The sequence below is a fragment of the Nocardiopsis sp. M1B1 genome (assembly GCF_052466615.1).
Window position 1 is genome coordinate 6,229,285 of record NZ_CP196194.1, and the last position, 18,580, is coordinate 6,247,864.

The following is an 18,580-nucleotide window of genomic DNA, read 5'->3' on the forward strand; positions in this document are numbered from 1 at the left end:
AACGGCGCGCGGCACCCACGACAAGGAGACGGAACGACGTGAGCAACCCCTTCGACGACGAGGACGCCCACTTCCTCGTGCTGGTCAACGACGAGGGCCAGCACTCCCTGTGGCCCGCCTTCGCCGAAGTACCCCGGGGCTGGCGGGTGGCGCAGGGCGAGACCTCCCGGGCCGAGGCACTGGAGTACGTGGAGCGCGAGTGGACCGACCTGCGCCCGGCGAGCCTGATCGCCGCGCAGGAGGGCTGAACGCGCCGGGGCGCGCGGGTCCGGCGCGCCCCGGCGCCTCACGCGCCCTCAGGCGTCGCCGTTGTCGCGCAGCATGCGCAGCACCGCCTCCTCCACCCCGCCCTGGGTGGCGAGTTCGCCCGCGGGAGCCTCGCCGCCCAGTTCGGGCAGGGAGGCGGCGATGGTCACGCCCCGCTCGTGCAGCCGGAAGACGCGGGGGTCGATGTAGGAGTCCCGGGCCACCGCCTCGGTGTTGCCCAGGTAGTCGGCCACCTCGCGGACCACGTGCGTCCGCAACCGGGCCAGGGCCCTGTCGTCCTCGGGCGGCACGGCCACCGCGACCCCGACCGCGGCCAGGACCGTCGCGTGCCAGGTGCGGAACTCCTTGACCGTGTGCTCCTCCCCGGCGACCTCGCGCAGGTAGGAGTTGAGGTCGTCGGTGTTCACGTCGTGCCAGCCGTCGCCGACGCGGTAGGCGAACAGGTCCTGCCCCGGCGAGCGGACGCGCTGGAGGCCGGAGACCACCCGGCAGATCTCGGGTTCGGCGCACTCGACGCGCTGGTCCTGACCGGACTTGCCGGGGAACTCGAACACCACCGTGCCGCGGCTGCGGTGGACGTGCTCGCGCAGCAGGCTCGCGACCCCGTAGGAGTCGTTGCGGGCGGCGTAGGCGTCGCCCCCGGCACGCAGGAAGCCGAGGTCGATCAGGCGGACGGCCGCGGCCAGGACGCGCTCTCGCCGCAGGCCCCGGCGGCCCAGGTGCTCGGTCAGCGTGCCGCGGATCTTCGGGAGCAGCTCGGCGAAGTCGAGCATCCGGTCGTACTTGGCCTCCTCGCTCCGGCGCCGCCACTCGGCGTGGTAGAGGTACTGGCGGCGGCCCGCGTCGTCGGTGCCGCACGCCTGGATGTGCCCCTCGGGCGAGGGGCAGATCCACACGTCGTGCCAGCCCGGGGGCACGACGAGTTCCTTGATGCGCCGGATCTGCTCGGGGTCGGTGACCGTTTTCCCGTCCGGGCCATGGTAGCTGTAGCCGCGACCGCGGCGGCGCCTGGTGATCCCCGGCCCGGCCGGGTCGCTGCGCCGCAGGCTCATACCGGGGCCTCCTCACGGACGACCACGCGCGTTCCCCGGACCGTTCGCCCGGTCAGGACGGGTCCCGGCCGGGCGGGCGCTCCGGGCTCTCGGGCACCGCCCGCGCGTCGGCCGCGTCGTCGGCGGCGTCGTCGGCGGCGTCCTCGCCGCCCTCGGGGCCGGTGCCCCGGTGCGCCTCGTCGCCTCCCTCAGCCGAGTGCAGGCGGTCCTTCAGCAGCTCCAGCACCCGCATCCGGCCGGAGTGGCTCTCCTCGTAGGCGATCAGCTCGCGCACCCGCTCCGCGGGGAGGGAGCGGACGCGTTCGTCCAGGTCCCGGAGCGAGAGGTCCTCGTAGTCGGGTACAGGAGGAGTCGCCATGCCGCCCACCCGCTTCCTCTGCGATGGCCACGTGCAGCAGCACAGCTACCCGCGGGGCCGGAGCGGAAAACGAAAGCGCGGACCCGCCCTGCTCCGCCTGCGCGGAGCCGGACGGGTCCGGCGCAGGGTGCCGCTGCTACCCCTTCGCGGCGGAGCGGCGGCGGGCCACCTCGTAGAGGGACACCCCGGCGGCCACGGAGGCGTTCAGCGACTCCGCGTTGCCGATCGGGATGCTCGCGACCACGTCGCAGGCCTCGCGCACCAGGCGGGACAGGCCCTTGCCCTCGGAGCCGATCACGATGACCAGCGGGCCGGTGGCCAGCTCCAGGTCCGGGATCGGGGTGTCGCCGCCGGCGTCGAGGCCGACCACGAACACGCCCTCCTTCTTGTAGCCCTCCAGGGCGCGGGTCAGGTTGGTGGCCTGGGCCACGGGCAGCCGGGCGAGGGTGCCCGCGGAGGTCTTCCAGGCGGTGAGGTTGACCCCGGCCGAGCGGCGCTCGGGGATGAGCAGGCCGTGCGCGTTGAACGCGGCGGCCGAACGCGCGATGGCGCCGAGGTTGTGCGGGTCGGTCACCCCGTCCAGGGCCACGATCAGCGCCGGGGTGTCGGACTCCAGCGCCGCGTCCAGCAGGGCCTCGGGCGCGCGGTACTGGTAGGGGCGCACCTGGAGCGCGAGCCCCTGGTGGGCCGCGCCCGGCTGGCCGTTGCTCTCGCAGCGGCGGTCGAGCTCGGTCTTGGTGACCTCCAGCACGTCCAGGCCGCGCTCACCGGCGATCCGGGCCGCCTCGTTGACGCGCTCGTCCGGGTCGAGGCTGTTGGCCAGGAACAGGCGGGTGGCGGGCATACCGGCGCGCAGCGCCTCCACCACCGGGTTGCGCCCCACCAGCAGGTCGGAGGCGTCCGCACGGCGGCGCTCCCCCTGCTGCTGGCCCCGGGCCTGGCCTCCGGAGTCGGGGCGGCGGGCGGCCTTGGCCCGCTGCTTGCCCTCGTACCAGTGCCGCTGCTCGGCGGGCAGGGTGCCGCTCTTGCCCTCCAGCGAGCGTCGGCCCTTGCCTCCGCTGCCCTTGGTCGGGCCCTTCTTGCTCTTCTTCGCCGGCATGGTCGCCGCCTCCCCGTCAGTGTCGCGGGCATGCCGGAGGCGCGTCGCATCCGGCTGGTGGAATGTGGCCTGCCAACGTGAACGCGGCGGCAAACTCCCAGACTAACGCCGCCGCGCCACCGCCCGGGCCGCCTCAGTCGCGGCGCAGGTCCCAGCGCGGGCCCTCGGGGGTGTCCTCGACCACGACGCCCGCCCCGGCGAGCTGGTCGCGGATCGCGTCGGCCGCCGCGTAGTCCTTGCGGCCGCGCGCGGCCTGGCGCTGCTCCAGGGCGACCGCCACCAGGGCGTCCACGACCTCGCGCAGCCCCTGGTCCCCGCCGGTGGCCCACTGCTCCCCGAGCGGGTCCAGGCCCAGGACGCCGAGCATGGTGCGCAGCTCACCGGCGATCTCGGCGGCCTGCTCCTTGCCGCCCGCCGCAAGTGCCGTGTTGCCCTCGCGGACGTGGCCGTGCACCACGGCGAGGGCCTGGGAGACCCCGAGGTCGTCGTTGAGCGCGGACGCGAACTCCGCGGGCACGTCCGCGGCCGGGACGACCTCGCCCAGCACCTCGGCGGCGCGGGTGAGGAAGCCCTCGATGCGCTGGTAGGCGGTGGCCGCCTCCTGGAGGGCGGCGTCGGAGTAGTCGATGACCGAGCGGTAGTGCACCTGACCCAGGTAGTACCGCAGCTCGACCGGGCGCACCTTGCGCACCATCTGCGGGATGAGCAGGGAGTTGCCCAGCGACTTGCTCATCTTCTCGCCGCCGACGACGAGGAGCCCGTTGTGCAGCCAGTACTGGGCGAAGCCGTCCCCGGCCGCGCGGGACTGGGCGAGCTCGTTCTCGTGGTGCGGGAAGACCAGGTCCAGGCCGCCGCCGTGGATGTCGAAGCTGGGGCCCAGGTACTTGGTGGCCATGGCCGAGCACTCCAGGTGCCAGCCGGGGCGTCCGCGTCCCCACGGGGTGTGCCAGCTGGGCTCGCCCGGCTTGGCGCCCTTCCACAGGGCGAAGTCGCGGGGGTCGCGCTTGTCGCGGTCCGCGTCGCAGTCGGCCGACTCCACGACCTGGTCCAGGCGCTGGTTGGACAGGCCCCCGTAGGGCGGGTAGGAGCGCACGTCGAAGTAGACGTCGCCGGAGCCGTCGGAGGCGGCGTAGGCGTGGCCCGCGTCGATGAGGCGGTGCATGAGGTCGATCATCTCGGGCACGTGCCCGGTGGCCCGCGGCTCCACGGTGGGCGGCAGGCAGCCCAGGATCTCGTACGCGTGCGTGAACGCGCGCTGGTTGCGCTCGCTGACCTGCCACCACGGCACGCCCTCGTCCGACGCGACCCGGATGATCTTGTCGTCGATGTCGGTGACGTTGCGGCAGAAGGTGACGTCGTACCCCAGGTGCGTCAGCCAGCGGCGCAGGATGTCGAAGTTCACCCCGGAGCGGATGTGCCCGATGTGCGGGGGTGCCTGCACCGTGGCACCACACAGGTACAGGGAGGCGGCCCCCTCGCGCAGCGGGACGAACTCGCGGACCTGTCGGGCACTGGTGTCATAGAAGCGCAGACTCACGTTGTCAAGCGTATCCCCTTTCCCCTCGCAGCGGCGTCACAAACCAGGGACTCCCAGGTGGGAGAAGCTCTCCCGGACATCCCCAAGTGCGTATATGTGATTGGCCGTATTCGGACACACGGGGTGTGAGATAACCCTGGCCGGAAGTCCGTTCCGCGGGTTCTCCCGAGCGCTACTCCCTGCATATTCCGACAGAACGACACAGAACGCCTGGGGACGGCTCGTCTGGTAGCAACCATAATCAGACGGAATCTCGTGTTCGCGGCACCGCCTGGACTACGCTGCGAAGGCGATGGCCCCTTACAACAACGCCCCCGAGTCAGGGACACGGAACGGTAGGCCCGCAGCAGGTCGCGGCGCGGGAGCCGGTGCTCTCGTCGGTGGCGGCCTGTTCGTCGGCCTCATCGCGCTGTGCGCCCTCGTCATCTCCTACAACGGCATCTTCCAGTTCGCCGAGTACGGCGGCCACGAGGGCAGCCCCCTCGCCCACGTGTTCCCGGTGACCTACACCCTGCTGCTGATGATGGCGTGCTGGGTGAGCTACCTGCTGCGCGGAGCGCCTCCGCGCGAGCGGCTCTGGGTCGACCTGGTGCTGATCCCGGTGCTGGTCCTGTTCGCCGCGGCGGCGATGCTGCTGAGCAGCCTGGAACTCGTCGAGCGGGTGCACCAGGGAGTCGCCAACGTGATCGTGGCGGTGGCGCCGCTCGCGGCGCTGCTCGTGGCCTTCCTGCTGTGGATGACCCTGCGCGCGCACATGCGCAGGCGCCGTGCGCGGATGGCGAGGCCGCGTCCGGCGGACGACCCCACCACGGTGCTGCACGCCCGCACAGCGGTCCCCCCGCGCGGGGACACCGCTCCCCTGTCCGCGTCGGAGGGCGGCACCCTCCAGGCGCGGCTGCTGCGCCTGGGCTCCGACGACCGGGACGAGGACGAGACCGAGGCGTTCGCGCCGGTCGGCCGTCCCGGCCGGGACGAGGCCCGCCGGGACCGGGGCGGCTGGGACGAGGACGACTGGGACGAAGGCCGCCGGGATGAGGACGGCCGAAACGGCGAGGACCCGAGGACCGCCGGTGCCTCGGAGGCCTCGGGAGGGTCCGAGGCGTTCGCGGGGCCCAACGCGCCCGGGGAGCGGCTGGAGCGCGGGCAGGACCCGGAACCCGACACCCTCCGGGACCGGGACGAGCCCGGCCGGGACGGAGACGGGGACGGCTGGGACGACGAGGAGTTCGCCGCCGAACCGCTTCCTGTGGCCGGGGCCGGAGCACCGCGTTCCGACACCGGGGACGACCTGGACAACGGGGACGGGATCGAGGCGTCCGTGCCGACGGTGCGCCTGCCCCGGCGCTCGCGGGACGGGCACAACCCGATCAAGCGGGCCGCCGAGGAGGCCCCGGTGGTGCCCGGCGCGGCCGCGCCCGCCGACGTCGAACCGGAACCGGAGCCGGAAATGGCGCCGGAACCGGTCGCGGTGCTCCCCGACCACCTGGCCGACGAGGGCTTCGAGCACGAGCCGCCCTTCGGCGACCCGGTGTCGGACGAGGCAGACGCCCCGCCGGTGGCCGCAGAGCCAGCGGCGGAGTCCGAGCCACACGTGGAGCCCGAGCACCGCGTACAGCCGGAGCCAGAGCCGGAGAGCGGGACCGTCACGGCCTTCGAGCCGGAGCCCGAACCGGTGGAGGAGCCCGCGGAACCCCGGCGGGAGTCCGCTCCCGTGGTGGTGCCGGAGCCGGTCACGGACTCGCGGAGCGCGCCGTCCGAGCCGGAGCCCGAGGCGAAGGCGGAGGACGCGCGGACCGGTTCCGTGCCGCAGTCCGCTCCCGTCTCGGCGTCGCGGAGCACGCCCGCGGAGCCGGACCCCGAACCGGAGCCCGACGCTGAAGCCGAACCCTCGGCGGAGCGCGCCCCGGACACCGCACACTGGGAGCCGCCTTCGGACGACTCGGGCGCCCACGTCCTCGCGGACTACGTGCCGCCGGTGTGGACGCCGCCGGAGGACGACACCTCCCCGTTCGCGGAGGAGTCCCGGGAGCCGGAGTCGACGCCCGTGCTGGACCACGACACCGGTCCCACGGTGCGGGCGGCGTTCCGGATCGGCGAGGCCCCTCCGGAGGCGGCGGCCCCCTCGGACGAACCCGTGGAGCCCGCGCCGAGGCTGGAGGAGGCCTGGGCCTGGTACGAGACCGACGAGGACCGCTTCCCAGAGGAGGACCCGCTCCAGGAGCCGGAACCGCTCGGGGAGCCCGAGCCCTCCACGACCGACGCCGACCTCCCACCTGAGGCGGAGGAGCTTCCGCCGACGGTCCGGGAGGAGGACGAGGACGAACCGGCCCCCTCCTCCTTGGAGCCCCCGGCGGGGCCCGCGACCGGCGCCGGTCGTCCCGCCCAGGAGCGGCGCGGACCCCTCACACCGGTGGAGAAGCGCCCCATGGTGCTCAAGCCGCCGCGTCCGCCGTTGCCGGACTTCACGTCGGGTCCGCCCTCGCGGCGCGTTCGCAGCGAGCCGCTCCGCCCGGACGAGTAGGAACGGCGGGTGGGCGCGCCGAGCGGACACACCTGACGGGCATGCGTCGGGGCTGTGCACAGGTTGTGCACAGCCCCGAAGTCGTTCTGGTGCCCCCTGGCGGCTGCGGCCTAGCCTGAAGACAAGGGGGCCCTCGGACGCCGCCGACACCGTGCTGCCCCGGATCACTCCGGACCCTCCGGGCCCCGGGCACAGTCCCCCGAAACCCGGAGGGGCACACCCGGCCACGGCGCACCCGACCGCGGCGGCCCTCCCCGCCACCGCGGACGCCCGACGTCAGATGATCTGCTCGGTCGGCAGGATCGTGATCTCGGTCAGGTTGACGTGCCCGGGCACGGACGCGACGAAGGAGACCGTCTCGGCGACGTCCTCGGACCGCAGCACGTCGATCTGCTCGATGAGGTCCGCCATGAGCTTCGAGGCGTCCGGGTCGGTGACGTGGTCGGGCAGCTCGGTGTCCACCATGCCGGGCTCGATGGTGCACACGCGGACCCGCTTGCGCCCCAGCTCCGTGCGCAGCAGCCGCGACAGCTGGGTGACGTAGGCCTTGGTGGCCGAGTAGACCTGGAACTTCTCCAGGACCCGCACCGCGGCGATCGAGGAGGTCGTGATCAGGTCGGCGGGCCGTCCCGCCGCGGCCGCGGCCTCCAACGAGCCGACGAAGGCCTGGACGGTGTTCATGACCCCGCCCACGTTGGTGTTGATCTGGGTGTCCCAGTCGTCCACCGCCAGGTCGGTGATCTCCGCGATGAGCTGGACCCCCGCGTTGGCGAAGACCAGGTCGACGGGGCCGAGCACCTCCTCGACCCTCCGGGCGGCGGCCAGGACGGCCGCGCGGTCCGTGACGTCGGTCGGCAGCGCCAGGGCCGTGCCGCCGTTGGCGCGGATCCGCTCCTGGAGAGCTTCGAGCCGGTCGCCCCGGCGGGCCATCAGCGCGACCTTCGCTCCCAACTCGGCGAACCGGAGCGCGGTCGCCTCGCCGATGCCGCTGGAGGCACCCGTGACGACGGCGACCCGGCCGGTGAGCGGCGTGCCGGAGACGACCTGTGCGGTGGGCTGGGTGTTCGCTGTGGTGTTCATGTCCACCATGCTCGGACGACGGCGCCGGATGAGGGAGGCTGCGACGCGGCCCCCCTCATCCGGCCCCCGACTCCTAGACTCCACCCATGGCGAAGACGGAATTGGGCGAGTTCCTGCGCACTCGCCGCGCGAAGGTCACGCCGGACACCCTCGGTCTCCCCTCGGGCGGCCACCGCCGGGTCCCGGGGCTGCGGCGTGAGGAGGTCGCCCAGGACGCCGGGCTCAGCGTCGACTACTACCGGCGTCTCGAACAGGGCAAGGAGCCCCATCCCTCGGAGCCGGTGCTGGCGGCGCTGTCGACGACCCTGCGGCTGAGCCGGGCCGAGGAGGAGCACCTGTACGCGCTCGCCGGTGTGGCGCGGCGGCTGGACGAGGAGGCGACGGTGCGCCCCGTCCCGACCGAGCTGCTCGCCCTCCTCGACTCCTGGCAGGAGGCCGGGGCCATCGTGCTCGACCCCGTGCTCGACGTCATCGCCATGAACCACCGGGCGCGGGACCTGTTCCGCGGGTTCGCCGACACCGCGAACCTGCTGGAGATGGTCATGCTCGACCCCGAGGGGCCGCGGTTCTTCGTGGAGTGGGAGGCGGCGGCGGAGGCCACCGTGGCGAACCTGCGCGCCAGCGCCGACTTCAGCCGCACACCGGCGAGGCTGACCGAACTCCTGGAGACGCTCCGGAGAGGCAGCCCCGCGTTCCCCGAGCTCTGGGCCAGGCACGACGTCCAGCCGAAGACCCACGAGACCAAACTGCTCCGTCACCCGGAGCGGGGCCCGCTGACGGTGGACTTCCACGCCTTCAACGTCGCCAGCGCCCCCGGCTACCAGCTGCTCGTCTACCAGGAGCGCGGACGCGCGTCGTGACGGGGCCGCCCGGGCCTCAGCCCGCGGCCACGCACAGGGCCGTGGCCACGGCCGCGATGCCCTCTCCGCGGCCGGTCAGGCCCAGGCCGTCGGTCGTGGTCGCCGAGATGCTCACGGGCGCTCCCACGACCTCCGAGAGCGTCTTTTCGGCCTCCGCGCGGCGCGGCGCGAACTTGGGGCGGTTGCTGATGATCTGGACGGCCACGTTGCCGATCTCGAAACCGGCCGCGCGCACGCGCGCCGCGGTCTCGGTGAGCAGGGCCGCTCCGGAGGCGCCTTTCCAGCGCGGTTCCGAAGTGCCGAAGTTGGATCCCAGATCGCCGAGTCCGCAGGCGGACAACAGCGCGTCGCACGCGGCGTGGGCGGCGACATCGCCGTCGGAATGGCCGCTGACGCCGTCCTCTCCCGGCCATTCCAAACCGGCCAGGAAAAGGGTGCGCCCAGGAGAAAACGGGTGGACGTCCGTTCCGACGCCCACCCGAGGCATATTCGTCATCAATTACGTGATTTCAGAACCGGTTCAGGTAGTGAGAACCTCGTCGAGGAGGGCCTCGGCCTTGTCCTCGTTGGTCTTTTCCGCGAGGGCGAGTTCGCTGACGAGGATCTGCCGCGCCTTGGCGAGCATCCGCTTCTCGCCGGCGGACAGGCCGCGCTCCTTGTCCCGGCGCCAGAGGTCCCGAACCACCTCGGCGACCTTGTTCACGTCACCCGAGGCCAGCTTCTCCAGGTTGGCCTTGTAGCGCCTGGACCAGTTGGTGGGCTCCTCGGTGTGCGGCGCGCGAAGCACCTCGAAGACCTTGTCCAGGCCCTCCTGCCCCACCACGTCGCGAACGCCGACGTCCTCGGCATTCGCGGCGGGCACGCGCACCGTCAGATCGCCCTTGTCGACCCTCAGAACGAGGTAGATTCTGTCCTCGCCCTTAATGTTGCGCGTCTCGATCGCTTCAATACGAGCAGCCCCATGATGGGGGTAGACAACAGTGTCGCCGACCTTGAAAGCCATGTGACAGGTACCCCTTCCGCTACCACAAGGATACCACGAATCTGTGACTTAACGTACCTATTAGGTTTGCGAACACGCAGGTCAAGCCCTACTTTTCAGGCCTTGACAAAGTGTACCCGAGGCCTGCTGCGCACCTGGTCAGGCCCTGTGCGGAAGGGCTTGCGGACGCCGTGCCCGCCCCTTCACCGGGGCTTGGTGAAGGCGTTACGGACACGCCCCCGAAGCCTTCCGAGAGGGGCCGGAGCGACGGATCTCACCGTGCCGCGTCGCCTGGCGCACGTCGCCCGCGAGGGCTCCCGACGGCCCACCGGAACGCCCCCCGCACGGCCCCGCCTCCGGCCGCCGTGCGACCCGTCCGGACCGGTCAGCCGCGCCCCGGCCCCGCGTTCCAGCCCCGGCCCGACCCCGTGCCCCGACCCGGTGCCGCGCGCTCCGGCGCGGCACCGGGGGGCACCCGCGGTTCGGACGTCCGAGGGGGACGCGTCCGGGCGGCGGGGAAGCACGTCCGCCCGGCGGGCGGCACCCGGCCGGGCCGGGCCGGGCCCGTGGGACCGGCGGGGCGCCCGCGGTCCGCGCCGCGGAGAGGCCCCGGCCGGGCTCAGCCCTCGGGGTCGTAGTCCTCGCGCTTCTCGCCCGTCACCATGTAGACGAGGTTGTCGGCGACGTGCACCGCGTGGTCACCGAAGCGTTCGTAGAACCGGCCGACCAGGGTGACGTCCATGGTGGCCTCCACCCCGTACTCCCACCCCGGGGCGAGGATGCGCTGCAGCAGCTTGCGCCGCAGCCGGTCCATCGTGTCGTCGTCCTTGTCCAACTCCAGGGCGGTGTCGGGGTCCCGGTCGATGATGACCTCGCCCGCCTTGGTGACCAGCAGTTCCGCCTGGTGGCCCATCTCCAGCACGATCGACCGCACCGGCTTGGGGATCGCCGAGTCGGGGTGGCGCCGCCGCGCGATCTTGGCCAGGTGGACGGCGTGGTCGCCCATCCGCTCCAGGTCGCCGCGCATGTACAGGGAGGTGATGATGGTGCGCAGGTCGGAGGCGACCGGCTGCTGCCGGGCCATCAGGCTGAACGCGGTGTCCTCGATCTCCTGGTCTAGCCGGTTGATCTGCTCGTCACCGGAGATGACCTCCTGCGCCGCGTTGATGTCACTGTCCAGCAGCGCCGTGGTCGCACGAGCGACGGCGTGCCGGGCGAGCCGCGTCATCTCGACGAGGCGTTCACTCAGGCTGTCAAGGTCGTCGTGGTAGGTATCGCGCATGGCGTCAATGCTCCCAGTGGTTGTTTGAAGAGTCGGCCAAGAATTGGTGAACGATGCAAGAACCTCGGTTGTGTCGCATGCCCTGACCGGGTAAAGCTCCAGTCCGCACGTTTACGATCGAACCGTGCAAGGGGAACTTCTCGCCGCGGTGACCGGCATCATCGGACTCGTCACGGGCGTCGTCATCGGCGTCCTGGCCGGTCCTTTCTTCCGTACGGGTACCGCCGCACGGCAGCGGCAGGCTCCGGAGCCCGCGAACCGCGACGGCGGTGTGCTGCCCTCCGGCATAGCCGAGGTGCTCTCCGCGATCCCCTCCTCCGCCGTCGTGCTGGACTCCGCCGACAGGGTCCTGCGCGCCTCCTCCGCCGCACGCGCCTTCGGCATCGTGCGGGGCGAGGAACTGGTCATCGGCGAACTCCTCACCCTGGCCCGGCAGGTACGGCGGGACGGCGTCATCCGGGAGACGGACATCGAGGTGGCCGTGCGCAAGTTCGGCCCCGACGCCACGTCCTTCGCCGTGCGGGTGGCCCCCCTGGGAGGGACCGGGCTGGTGCTGGTGCTGGCCGAGGACCAGACCGAGCACCGGCGCCTGGAGGCGGTCCGCCGCGACTTCGTCGCGAACATCTCGCACGAGCTGAAGACCCCGGTGGGCGCTTTGTCCCTGTTGGCGGAAACCGTACAGGACGCCAGTGACGACCCGGAAGCGGTGCGTCGCTTCACCGAGCGCATGCAGATCGAGGCCTCTCGGCTGACCGCGGTGATCCAGGACCTCATCACGCTCTCGCGCATCCAGGGCGCCGAGCCGATGGCCGAACCCGCCCGGGTCGACCTCGGCCCCGTCGTGGAGGAGGCGCTGGACTCGGTGCGCATGCCCGCGGACGCCAAGGGGATCGAACTGGTCGGCAGCGGCGCCGAGGGCGTCGTGATCATGGGCGACGAGGGGCTGCTGGGCACCGCCCTGCGCAACCTGGTCGCCAACGCCGTTTCCTACAGCCCCAAGAACACCCGGGTCGCCGTTTCCGTGGTGTTGTCCAGGTCCAGCGTGGACATCAGCGTCGCCGACCAGGGCATCGGGATCCCGCAGCAGGACCTGGAAAGGATCTTCGAGCGGTTCTACCGTGTGGACGCCGCTCGGAGCCGGGCCACCGGAGGTACCGGTCTGGGCCTGGCGATCGTCAAGCACATCATGACCCACCACCGTGGAGAAGTGACCGTGTGGAGCAAGGAGGGGTCGGGGTCGACGTTCACTCTGCGTCTGCCCCGTTCCGAGAGCCGGGGGCCCGAGGCCGCCCGGAACACCGACCGTCAGGAGGCGGCACAGTGACGCGCGTACTCGTTGTCGAGGACGAGGAATCCTACAGCGACGCCCTGTCGTACATGCTGCGCAAGGAGGGCTTCGAGGTCGCCGTGGCGCCCACCGGGACCGTGGCGTTGGAGACCTTCGACCGTACCGGGGCCGACCTGGTGCTGCTGGACCTGATGCTGCCGGGGCTGTCGGGCACCGAGGTGTGCCGGACGTTGCGGCAGAAGTCCAACGTCCCCGTGATCATGCTCACCGCCAAGGACTCCGAGATCGACAAGGTCGTCGGTCTGGAACTGGGCGCCGACGACTACGTGACCAAGCCCTTCTCCTCGCGCGAGCTCGTGGCCCGCATCCGCGCGGTGCTGCGCCGCCGGGGCGAGGACGAGGTCGTGCTGCCCGCCGCTTTGGAGGCCGGTCCCGTCCGGATGGACGTGGAGCGGCACGTGGTGACGGTGCGCGGCGACAACGTGCAGCTCCCCCTCAAGGAGTTCGAGCTGCTGGAGGTGCTCCTGCGCAACGCCGGGCGGGTGCTCACCAGGATGCAGCTCATCGACCGCGTGTGGGGCGCCGACTACGTCGGTGACACCAAGACCCTCGACGTGCACGTCAAGAGGCTGCGCGCCAAGATCGAGGAGGACCCGGGCAGCCCGCGCTACATCGTGACCGTCCGCGGTCTGGGCTACAAGTTCGAGCCGGTCACCGTCGACGTCTGAGGGGCACGGGATCTCTCCGGGGATTCCCTGCGCCGCCTCCCGTGTCCCGGGCCGTGGCCGCGTCCACAGCCCGGGCCCCGTCATGCCTCCAGGACGACCGTGAACGGGCCCTCGTTGGTGAGGGAGACCGACATCTTCGCGCCGAACACCCCCGTGGCCACCACCGCGCCGAGCGAGCGCAGCTCCTCGACGACCGCGTCCACGAGGGGTTCGGCGACGGGGCCGGGCGCCGCGGCCTGCCAGGTGGGGCGGCGGCCCTTGCGCGCGTCGCCGTAGAGCGTGAACTGGCTGACGACGAGCAGCGGCGCGCCGGTGTCGGAGCACGACCGCTCGTCCTCCAGGATCCGCAGCGTCCACAGCTTCCTGGCGATCCTGACCGCCTCGGCGGCGGTGTCGGTGTGGGTGACCCCCACCAGCGCCATCAGGCCGGGTTCGGTGATCTGCCCGACCACCTCGCCGTCCACCGTCACCGACGCGTGCGACACGCGCTGCACGACCGCGCGCATGGTGCCTTCCCCTCGTGGTCTGCGGCTTCCTAGCGCCGCTGGAACTGGTTGAGCGCCCGCAGCCGCCGGGCGTTGGTGATGATGCCGGTCAGCGTCACCACGAACGTGGTGATGGAGTCCGAGAAGTCCTCGATCCGCCACTCCCTGGGCCCCGTGTACCAGGCCAGGCCGTCACCGGTCAGCTCCTCGGGGGTCAGGTCGGTGAGCGCCGCCGCGGCCAGGATGTTGGCCCAGTGGTCGACGTCGTCGAAGATCACCGCGTAGGGCAGGTAGCGCGAGTACAGCTCCACCCGCTGCCCCGGGGGCGCGGTCGCCGAGCGCGGGCTCAGCAGGTAGTCGCGGAAGCCCACCGTGTGCGCGTACACCGAGCTGCCCAGGGCGGTCTTGGCGGGCATGTACTGCGCGCCCGCCGTGACGGCGGCGCCCGCGATGATGACGGCCAGCCCGGTGAACGCCGCGCTGGTGAAGACCGCCAGGGCCCCGGTCAGGAGCACGCCCCCGGCCGTCACCGCCATGCCGACGGCGCTCCAGCGGCTGCGCACCTGGCTGGGCGAGCGGGCGAACCACTTCAGCCGCACCATGTCGCGGTACAGCTCCTCGCGGACGCGGTCGATGCGCGCCGGGAAGTCGGCGGAGGTGCGGGGCGAGCCGACCTGGGACAGGCGCACGGTCGGGCGCCCGCCGAAGAGCGCGTCCAGCAGCAGCCACTCGTAGGAGCGGAGGGTGTCCTCCGGCGGACCGTCCAGCCGCACCAGCCGCCAGTCCACGGACGTGAAGTGCTCGTGCGGCAGCTCCTCCAGGCGCACGTAGCCGCGCACGGCCAGGTCGACCACGGCGCCGGTGAGGTCGGTGATGTCCACGGTCTCGTTGACGAGCGTGCCGATCTGGCCGGGGTGCACGCCGTCGGGCGGGGCGAACCGCAGGCGCCCGTGCTCGCCCTCGGCCACCGGGGCGTGGTCCCCGGCCGAGGCCTCGTCGCGCAGGGCGCGCTCGTCGCGGCCCCGGACGCGGATCAGCACCACGAGGCCGCCCAGGAGCACCGCCAGCAGCAGCCCGAACACGCTGGCGGTGGCCGGGGTGACCGCGAACGCCGAGGCCAGCGACCAGCGGCGGGTGAGGATGGGCTCTCCCTCGGCGGTGCCGGGCGGGTAGTTGACGACGATGTCCAGCCGGTCGCTGGGCTCCATGTCGGCCTGGAGGAAGTGGGCCACGCCCGCGTCGGCGCCCATGTCGGAGGCCGTGCAGTACATGGCGCTGCGCGGCTCCCCGGCCAGGCAGGACAGCGCCTCTGGCGGCAGGGGCGCGGTGACGGTCACGTCGGTGGCCTCCACGGTGTGGCTGTAGGCGCCGACGGCCCGCCACTCCAGCTGGACGCCCTGGGAGACCTCGCTCACGGTTCCGCTCACCCGGTAGGAGAGCACGACCCCGGAGGTGGCCGCGGTGGGGATCTCCACGGACAGGGAGCCGTCGTCCCTGCTCACCCGGGCGTCCAGGGCGTCGCCGTCCAGGTCGGTGGCCCGCACACCGGTGACCTCGAACTTCCGGTCGTGCTCGGTGTCGTAGAGCATCGTCTCGGTCAGGGAGCGGGTGAAGGTGGCCGGGGCGCCGCCGGAGAAGGAGATGGTCTCCTCGCCGTGGAGGACGCCCGCGCCGTCGAGTTCGAGGCGGACGTCGTTGGTGATGACCGGGGCGGACCGGTCGCTGGCGGGCGTCACGGAGCCCCCCGGTACTGTGGGAACCGGTGCCGCTGGCGTCGCGGCGTGGGCCTCCCCACCCGGCCACGCGACGACAAGCGCCGTGACCAGTGAGGACAACACGAAGACGGCCGTCGCGACCGCGACGGCCGGGCGCCAGGAGCCAACCCACCACATGTCGCGAGAGCCTATCCGGTCCCCCGGTGCACCGTTCCCCCCGGGCATAGCGGCCGACGTCGTGCCCCGGTGCCGCGGGGAGCTGCCGTGGTGAGCCGCGGGCCCGTCCGGGGACCGGACTTCTGGCCCGAGGACCCCGGGCTCCTCCAGCGGATGGGCCTGGGGGTCACGCTCACGCTGGGCACCGGGGTGGCGGCGGTGGGGTTCACCGGTTTCCTGGCGATCTCGGCCGCCCTGCACCCCTCCGAGCCCGCGTGGTCGCACCCGGTGGCGTCGGCGGACCTGGCGACGGGCGGGTCGGGCGGGGCGTCGGCGACCGAGGAGCCGCTGACCGCCTCGGGCCAGGGCGACCCGCTCACCGACAACCCGCTGTACCGGATCGGCGAGCTGGGCGAGATCACCTGCGAGGTGCCCGAGCTGGACGAGAAGGACGCGGAGTCGGTGGAGGCGTTCGTCCACGAGATCGCCGACTGCCTGGACACGGCGTGGAGCTCCTACTTCGCCGAGGCGGGGCTGGAGTTCAGCTCCCCCAACCGCGTGTACTGGCACACCGCCGGGAACAGCCCGTGCGGCGCGTTCCCCAGCGAGGGCACGGCGGCCTTCTACTGCCAGGCCAACCAGGGCCTGTACCTGGGCGTGGAGGACATCGTGGCGGCCTCCGGAGGCAGCGACAAGCCCGAGGCGTACACGTTCCTGCTCAGCCACGAGTACGGGCACCACGTGCAGGGGCAGTCGCGCATCCTGGCGCGGTTCCACAGCGAGCGGGCGGGCGCCGACGAGGCGGAGGCGGACGAGCTGACCCGGCGCAACGAGCTCCAGGCCAACTGCCTGGGCGGGGTCTTCCTGGGCGCCTCGCGCGAGGACCTGGGCCTCGGCGGGTCCGAGCGGGAGAATATCCTCGACGACGTCGGTCTGCGCTCCGACTGGGGCGACGAGCACACCCACGGTTCGGCCGCCAACGGCCGCCTGTGGACCGCGCACGGCATGGACCGCAGGGATCCGGCCGCGTGCAACACGTGGAACGCTCCCGAGGATCTGGTGCGGTGAAGCGCTCCGGGGGGCACGGTCAGGTGTCGGGCGTGTCCGGCCCGGCCACGGTGACGACAGGGCGGGCGGACAGGGGTGTACGCAGGGTTCGGTAGGTCGCCGGCGTCCGCGGCTCGCCGCGCCGACCGCCGGGTGTTCGGTCTGGTGACCGCCCTCATGGTGGTGTTGCTGGCGCTGGCGCTGTTGTCGTGGACCACCGCCGACGAGGACGGTCCTCCGCCCGGGGCCGCGCCGGACGCGACCGTCCCGGAGGCGGGCGCCGACTCCGACGACAAGCCCGGTCAGGCCCCCTCCGGCATGGCGGACGGGCAGGGGCTGCCGGAGCGGTTCGGCGCCCAGGAGCGCCCGTCGGGGTACCAGGCACTGGTCGCCAACCCTCTGTACGAGACCGGGCGGCTGAGCCCGCGCCCGTGCCCGGTGCCGGAGCTGGACGTGGAGGACCCCGAGTCGATGGAGGGGTTCCTGCACACGGTCGCGGACTGCCTGGACGACGCCTGGCGGACCCAGTTCCTGCGCGCGGGCATCCCCTTCACCCCTCCGGAGCGGGTGTTCTGGGACGAACCCGGGATCAGCCCGTGCCGCGCCTACCCCTCCCGCGCGGGCGCGTTCTACTGCCGGGCGAGCACGAGCATCTACATCGGCACCGCGGACGTGGTGGACAAGTGGAACGGCGCCACGGACAGCGTGGTGTACGCGTCCCTGCTGGCCCACGAGTACGGCCACCACGTGCAGGGGGAGTCGGGGCTGCTGGAGTACTACCACGGGCAGCGCCAGCTGGAGGACGGCGTGCTGGAGCGCAACGCGTGGACGCGCCGCGGTGAGCTCCAGGCGAACTGCCTGGCGGGCGTGTTCATGGGGTCTGTCCGGGTGAGCTACCCCCTGGACGAGGGGGACGTGGAGACGCTGCTGGACGACGCCGCCGCCACCGCCGACCGCGAGGACGGCGAGGAGGAGGAGCGCACGCACGGGTCGGTGGCCAACAGCGTGGCGTGGACCCGGACCGGCCTGGAGGAGCAGCGGCCGGGGGCGTGCAACACCTGGGACGTGGCGGACGAGTCCCTGGTGCACTAGGTGACTCCTCCTCGGAGGGTGTACCGCGCCAGGACCCTACCTGGACTCGACCCGTCCGAGCGGGTCGGGGCCGCCCGTCAGCGCGTCGCACGCCGCAGGCCAGGCGGGGTCCCCGGAGTGGAACCGGTCGCGGAGGTAGGCCCAGGTGAGGCGCTGGACCGCGGACACCCGCTCGGGGCTCTCGTCCGTGGTCTCGGCGACGTCGTACCCGGAGACCCCGCCGAGCCCGTGCTCCGCGCCGAACAGCGTGAGCAGGGTCTTGGGGCCGGGAGCGAGGAGGTAGGGGTCGACGTGCCACTCCGGGCCGCGGACCGTCAGGTGGGCGGAGTCGTCCGCGTCCCCGGCGACCACGAGCGCGGGCGTCGTCATCGTGGAGAAGTCCGTGGTCGAGAGGAAGGGGTAGGCGCGGGCCGTGGACTCGTTGAGGGAGTCACCGCCCGCGCCGGGCGCGGCGAGCAGCACGCCCGCCGTGATCCGGGGCTCGGACAGGTCCACCACCTTCCCGTCGTGCGGGTCGGTGAGCCGGGCGCCGAGCAGCAGGCTCGCGGTGTGCCCGCCCATCGAGTGCCCGGCCACGGCCACCCTGTTCCGGTCCAGGCGTCCGGAGAGCCCGGGTACGGCGGCCTCGATCTCGTCGAGCCGGTCCAGGACGCGCGTCATGTCCTCGGCCCGCGACCGCCAGTACAGCGGCGCCCCGGGGGTGTCGGGGTCCAGGTCCAGCGTCCTCGAACTCAGGTGGGTCGGCTGGATCACGGCGAACCCGTGGGCCGCCCAGAAGTTCGCCAGGGGCGCGTAGCCGTTCAGCGAGGACAGGTGGTGGGAGGGGCCGTGGCCGTGCGAGAGGAGGACGATCGGCAGTTCGCCCCCGGTCACGGGCACGGAGACCCGCACCTGCAGGTCCACGGCGCGGTCGGACGTCGGCAGCACGACCGGGCTGACCGAGAGGACGGGGGCGGCGGGGCCGACGGAGTCGGGCGTGCGCGTCGGTGCGCTCATGGTGCGTTTTCCCTTCGGTGGCCTGCGCCGGGGTC

18 protein-coding genes are annotated in these 18,580 nt (G+C 72.7%); 7 read left to right on the forward strand and 11 right to left on the reverse strand.

Translation table 11 applies throughout. The features are described from left to right. Positions 1-38: 38 nt before the first annotated feature. Positions 39-248, forward strand: a complete 210-nt coding sequence (locus tag ACSTA4_RS26980; protein ID WP_444961536.1) for an MbtH family protein — start codon at positions 39-41, stop codon at positions 246-248. Between the two features lie 48 nt (positions 249-296). Here ACSTA4_RS26980 and ACSTA4_RS26985 read toward each other — a convergent pair whose 3' ends face one another. The 4 genes from ACSTA4_RS26985 to cysS all read right to left on the reverse strand — a co-directional run bounded on the left by ACSTA4_RS26985 (position 297) and on the right by cysS (position 4,313). Beyond that, the gene (locus ACSTA4_RS26985) at positions 297-1,319 is read right to left on the reverse strand and encodes a DNA topoisomerase IB (RefSeq protein WP_444961537.1); all 1,023 of its coding nucleotides are present in this window, start codon (positions 1,317-1,319) and stop codon (positions 297-299) included. A 52-nt stretch (positions 1,320-1,371) separates the two neighbouring features. Continuing rightward, complete coding sequence (locus ACSTA4_RS26990) at positions 1,372-1,677, reverse strand: hypothetical protein (RefSeq protein WP_444961538.1); 306 nt, start codon at positions 1,675-1,677, stop codon at positions 1,372-1,374. 136 nt (positions 1,678-1,813) lie between these two features. Next, positions 1,814-2,776, reverse strand: coding sequence for a 23S rRNA (guanosine(2251)-2'-O)-methyltransferase RlmB (gene rlmB / locus ACSTA4_RS26995; RefSeq protein ID WP_444961539.1), 963 nt, complete (start codon positions 2,774-2,776; stop codon positions 1,814-1,816). Positions 2,777-2,909: 133 nt separating this feature from the next. Beyond that, positions 2,910-4,313: a cysteine--tRNA ligase gene (gene cysS, locus ACSTA4_RS27000; protein ID WP_444961540.1), complete on the reverse strand. Its 1,404-nt coding sequence runs from the start codon at positions 4,311-4,313 to the stop codon at positions 2,910-2,912. Positions 4,314-4,605: 292 nt separating this feature from the next. Here cysS and ACSTA4_RS27005 point away from each other — a divergent pair, with 292 nt between their 5' ends. Further along, positions 4,606-6,834, forward strand: a complete 2,229-nt coding sequence (locus tag ACSTA4_RS27005; RefSeq protein WP_444961541.1) for a DUF2637 domain-containing protein — start codon at positions 4,606-4,608, stop codon at positions 6,832-6,834. A 276-nt stretch (positions 6,835-7,110) separates the two neighbouring features. On the opposite strand, the gene ACSTA4_RS27010 is transcribed toward ACSTA4_RS27005, so the two are convergent. After that, positions 7,111-7,914 (reverse strand): SDR family oxidoreductase, encoded by an 804-nt coding sequence (locus ACSTA4_RS27010; protein WP_444961542.1) that lies wholly within the window; start codon positions 7,912-7,914, stop codon positions 7,111-7,113. 86 nt (positions 7,915-8,000) lie between these two features. Between ACSTA4_RS27010 and ACSTA4_RS27015 the strand changes: the two genes are divergently transcribed. Beyond that, entirely contained in the window at positions 8,001-8,774 is a 774-nt protein-coding gene (locus ACSTA4_RS27015) for a helix-turn-helix transcriptional regulator (protein ID WP_444961543.1), read from the forward strand. 16 nt (positions 8,775-8,790) lie between these two features. On the opposite strand, the gene ispF is transcribed toward ACSTA4_RS27015, so the two are convergent. The 3 genes from ispF to phoU all read right to left on the reverse strand — a co-directional run bounded on the left by ispF (position 8,791) and on the right by phoU (position 11,038). Further along, entirely contained in the window at positions 8,791-9,261 is a 471-nt protein-coding gene (gene ispF, locus ACSTA4_RS27020; RefSeq protein ID WP_013155314.1) for a 2-C-methyl-D-erythritol 2,4-cyclodiphosphate synthase, read from the reverse strand. Positions 9,262-9,294: 33 nt separating this feature from the next. Beyond that, positions 9,295-9,777, reverse strand: a complete 483-nt coding sequence (locus ACSTA4_RS27025; protein WP_013155315.1) for a CarD family transcriptional regulator — start codon at positions 9,775-9,777, stop codon at positions 9,295-9,297. 598 nt (positions 9,778-10,375) lie between these two features. After that, positions 10,376-11,038 (reverse strand): phosphate signaling complex protein PhoU, encoded by a 663-nt coding sequence (phoU, locus tag ACSTA4_RS27030; RefSeq protein WP_444961544.1) that lies wholly within the window; start codon positions 11,036-11,038, stop codon positions 10,376-10,378. A gap of 124 nt (positions 11,039-11,162) precedes the next feature. On the opposite strand from phoU, the gene ACSTA4_RS27035 reads away from it, so the two are divergent. Then, a complete protein-coding gene (locus ACSTA4_RS27035) occupies positions 11,163-12,362 on the forward strand; it encodes a sensor histidine kinase (protein WP_248772330.1) in 1,200 nt (399 codons plus the stop codon). Further along, a complete protein-coding gene (locus ACSTA4_RS27040; RefSeq protein ID WP_013155318.1) occupies positions 12,359-13,054 on the forward strand; it encodes a response regulator transcription factor in 696 nt (231 codons plus the stop codon). The genes ACSTA4_RS27035 and ACSTA4_RS27040 overlap by 4 nt, the downstream gene beginning before the upstream one ends. Positions 13,055-13,134: 80 nt before the next feature. On the opposite strand, the gene dtd is transcribed toward ACSTA4_RS27040, so the two are convergent. Continuing rightward, positions 13,135-13,560, reverse strand: coding sequence for a D-aminoacyl-tRNA deacylase (gene dtd / locus ACSTA4_RS27045; RefSeq protein WP_444961545.1), 426 nt, complete (start codon positions 13,558-13,560; stop codon positions 13,135-13,137). Between the two features lie 29 nt (positions 13,561-13,589). After that, a complete protein-coding gene (locus ACSTA4_RS27050; protein ID WP_444961546.1) occupies positions 13,590-15,431 on the reverse strand; it encodes a DUF2207 domain-containing protein in 1,842 nt (613 codons plus the stop codon). Between the two features lie 153 nt (positions 15,432-15,584). On the opposite strand from ACSTA4_RS27050, the gene ACSTA4_RS27055 reads away from it, so the two are divergent. Together ACSTA4_RS27055 and ACSTA4_RS27060 are read left to right on the forward strand one after the other, a co-directional pair. Continuing rightward, complete coding sequence (locus tag ACSTA4_RS27055) at positions 15,585-16,478, forward strand: neutral zinc metallopeptidase (RefSeq protein WP_444964285.1); 894 nt, start codon at positions 15,585-15,587, stop codon at positions 16,476-16,478. A gap of 75 nt (positions 16,479-16,553) precedes the next feature. Then, positions 16,554-17,549 (forward strand): neutral zinc metallopeptidase, encoded by a 996-nt coding sequence (locus ACSTA4_RS27060; RefSeq protein WP_444961547.1) that lies wholly within the window; start codon positions 16,554-16,556, stop codon positions 17,547-17,549. A 36-nt stretch (positions 17,550-17,585) separates the two neighbouring features. Here the strand turns inward: ACSTA4_RS27060 and ACSTA4_RS27065 are convergent, their stop codons facing one another. Continuing rightward, entirely contained in the window at positions 17,586-18,545 is a 960-nt protein-coding gene (locus ACSTA4_RS27065) for an alpha/beta hydrolase family protein (protein WP_444961548.1), read from the reverse strand. Between the last annotated feature and the right edge of the window lie 35 nt (positions 18,546-18,580).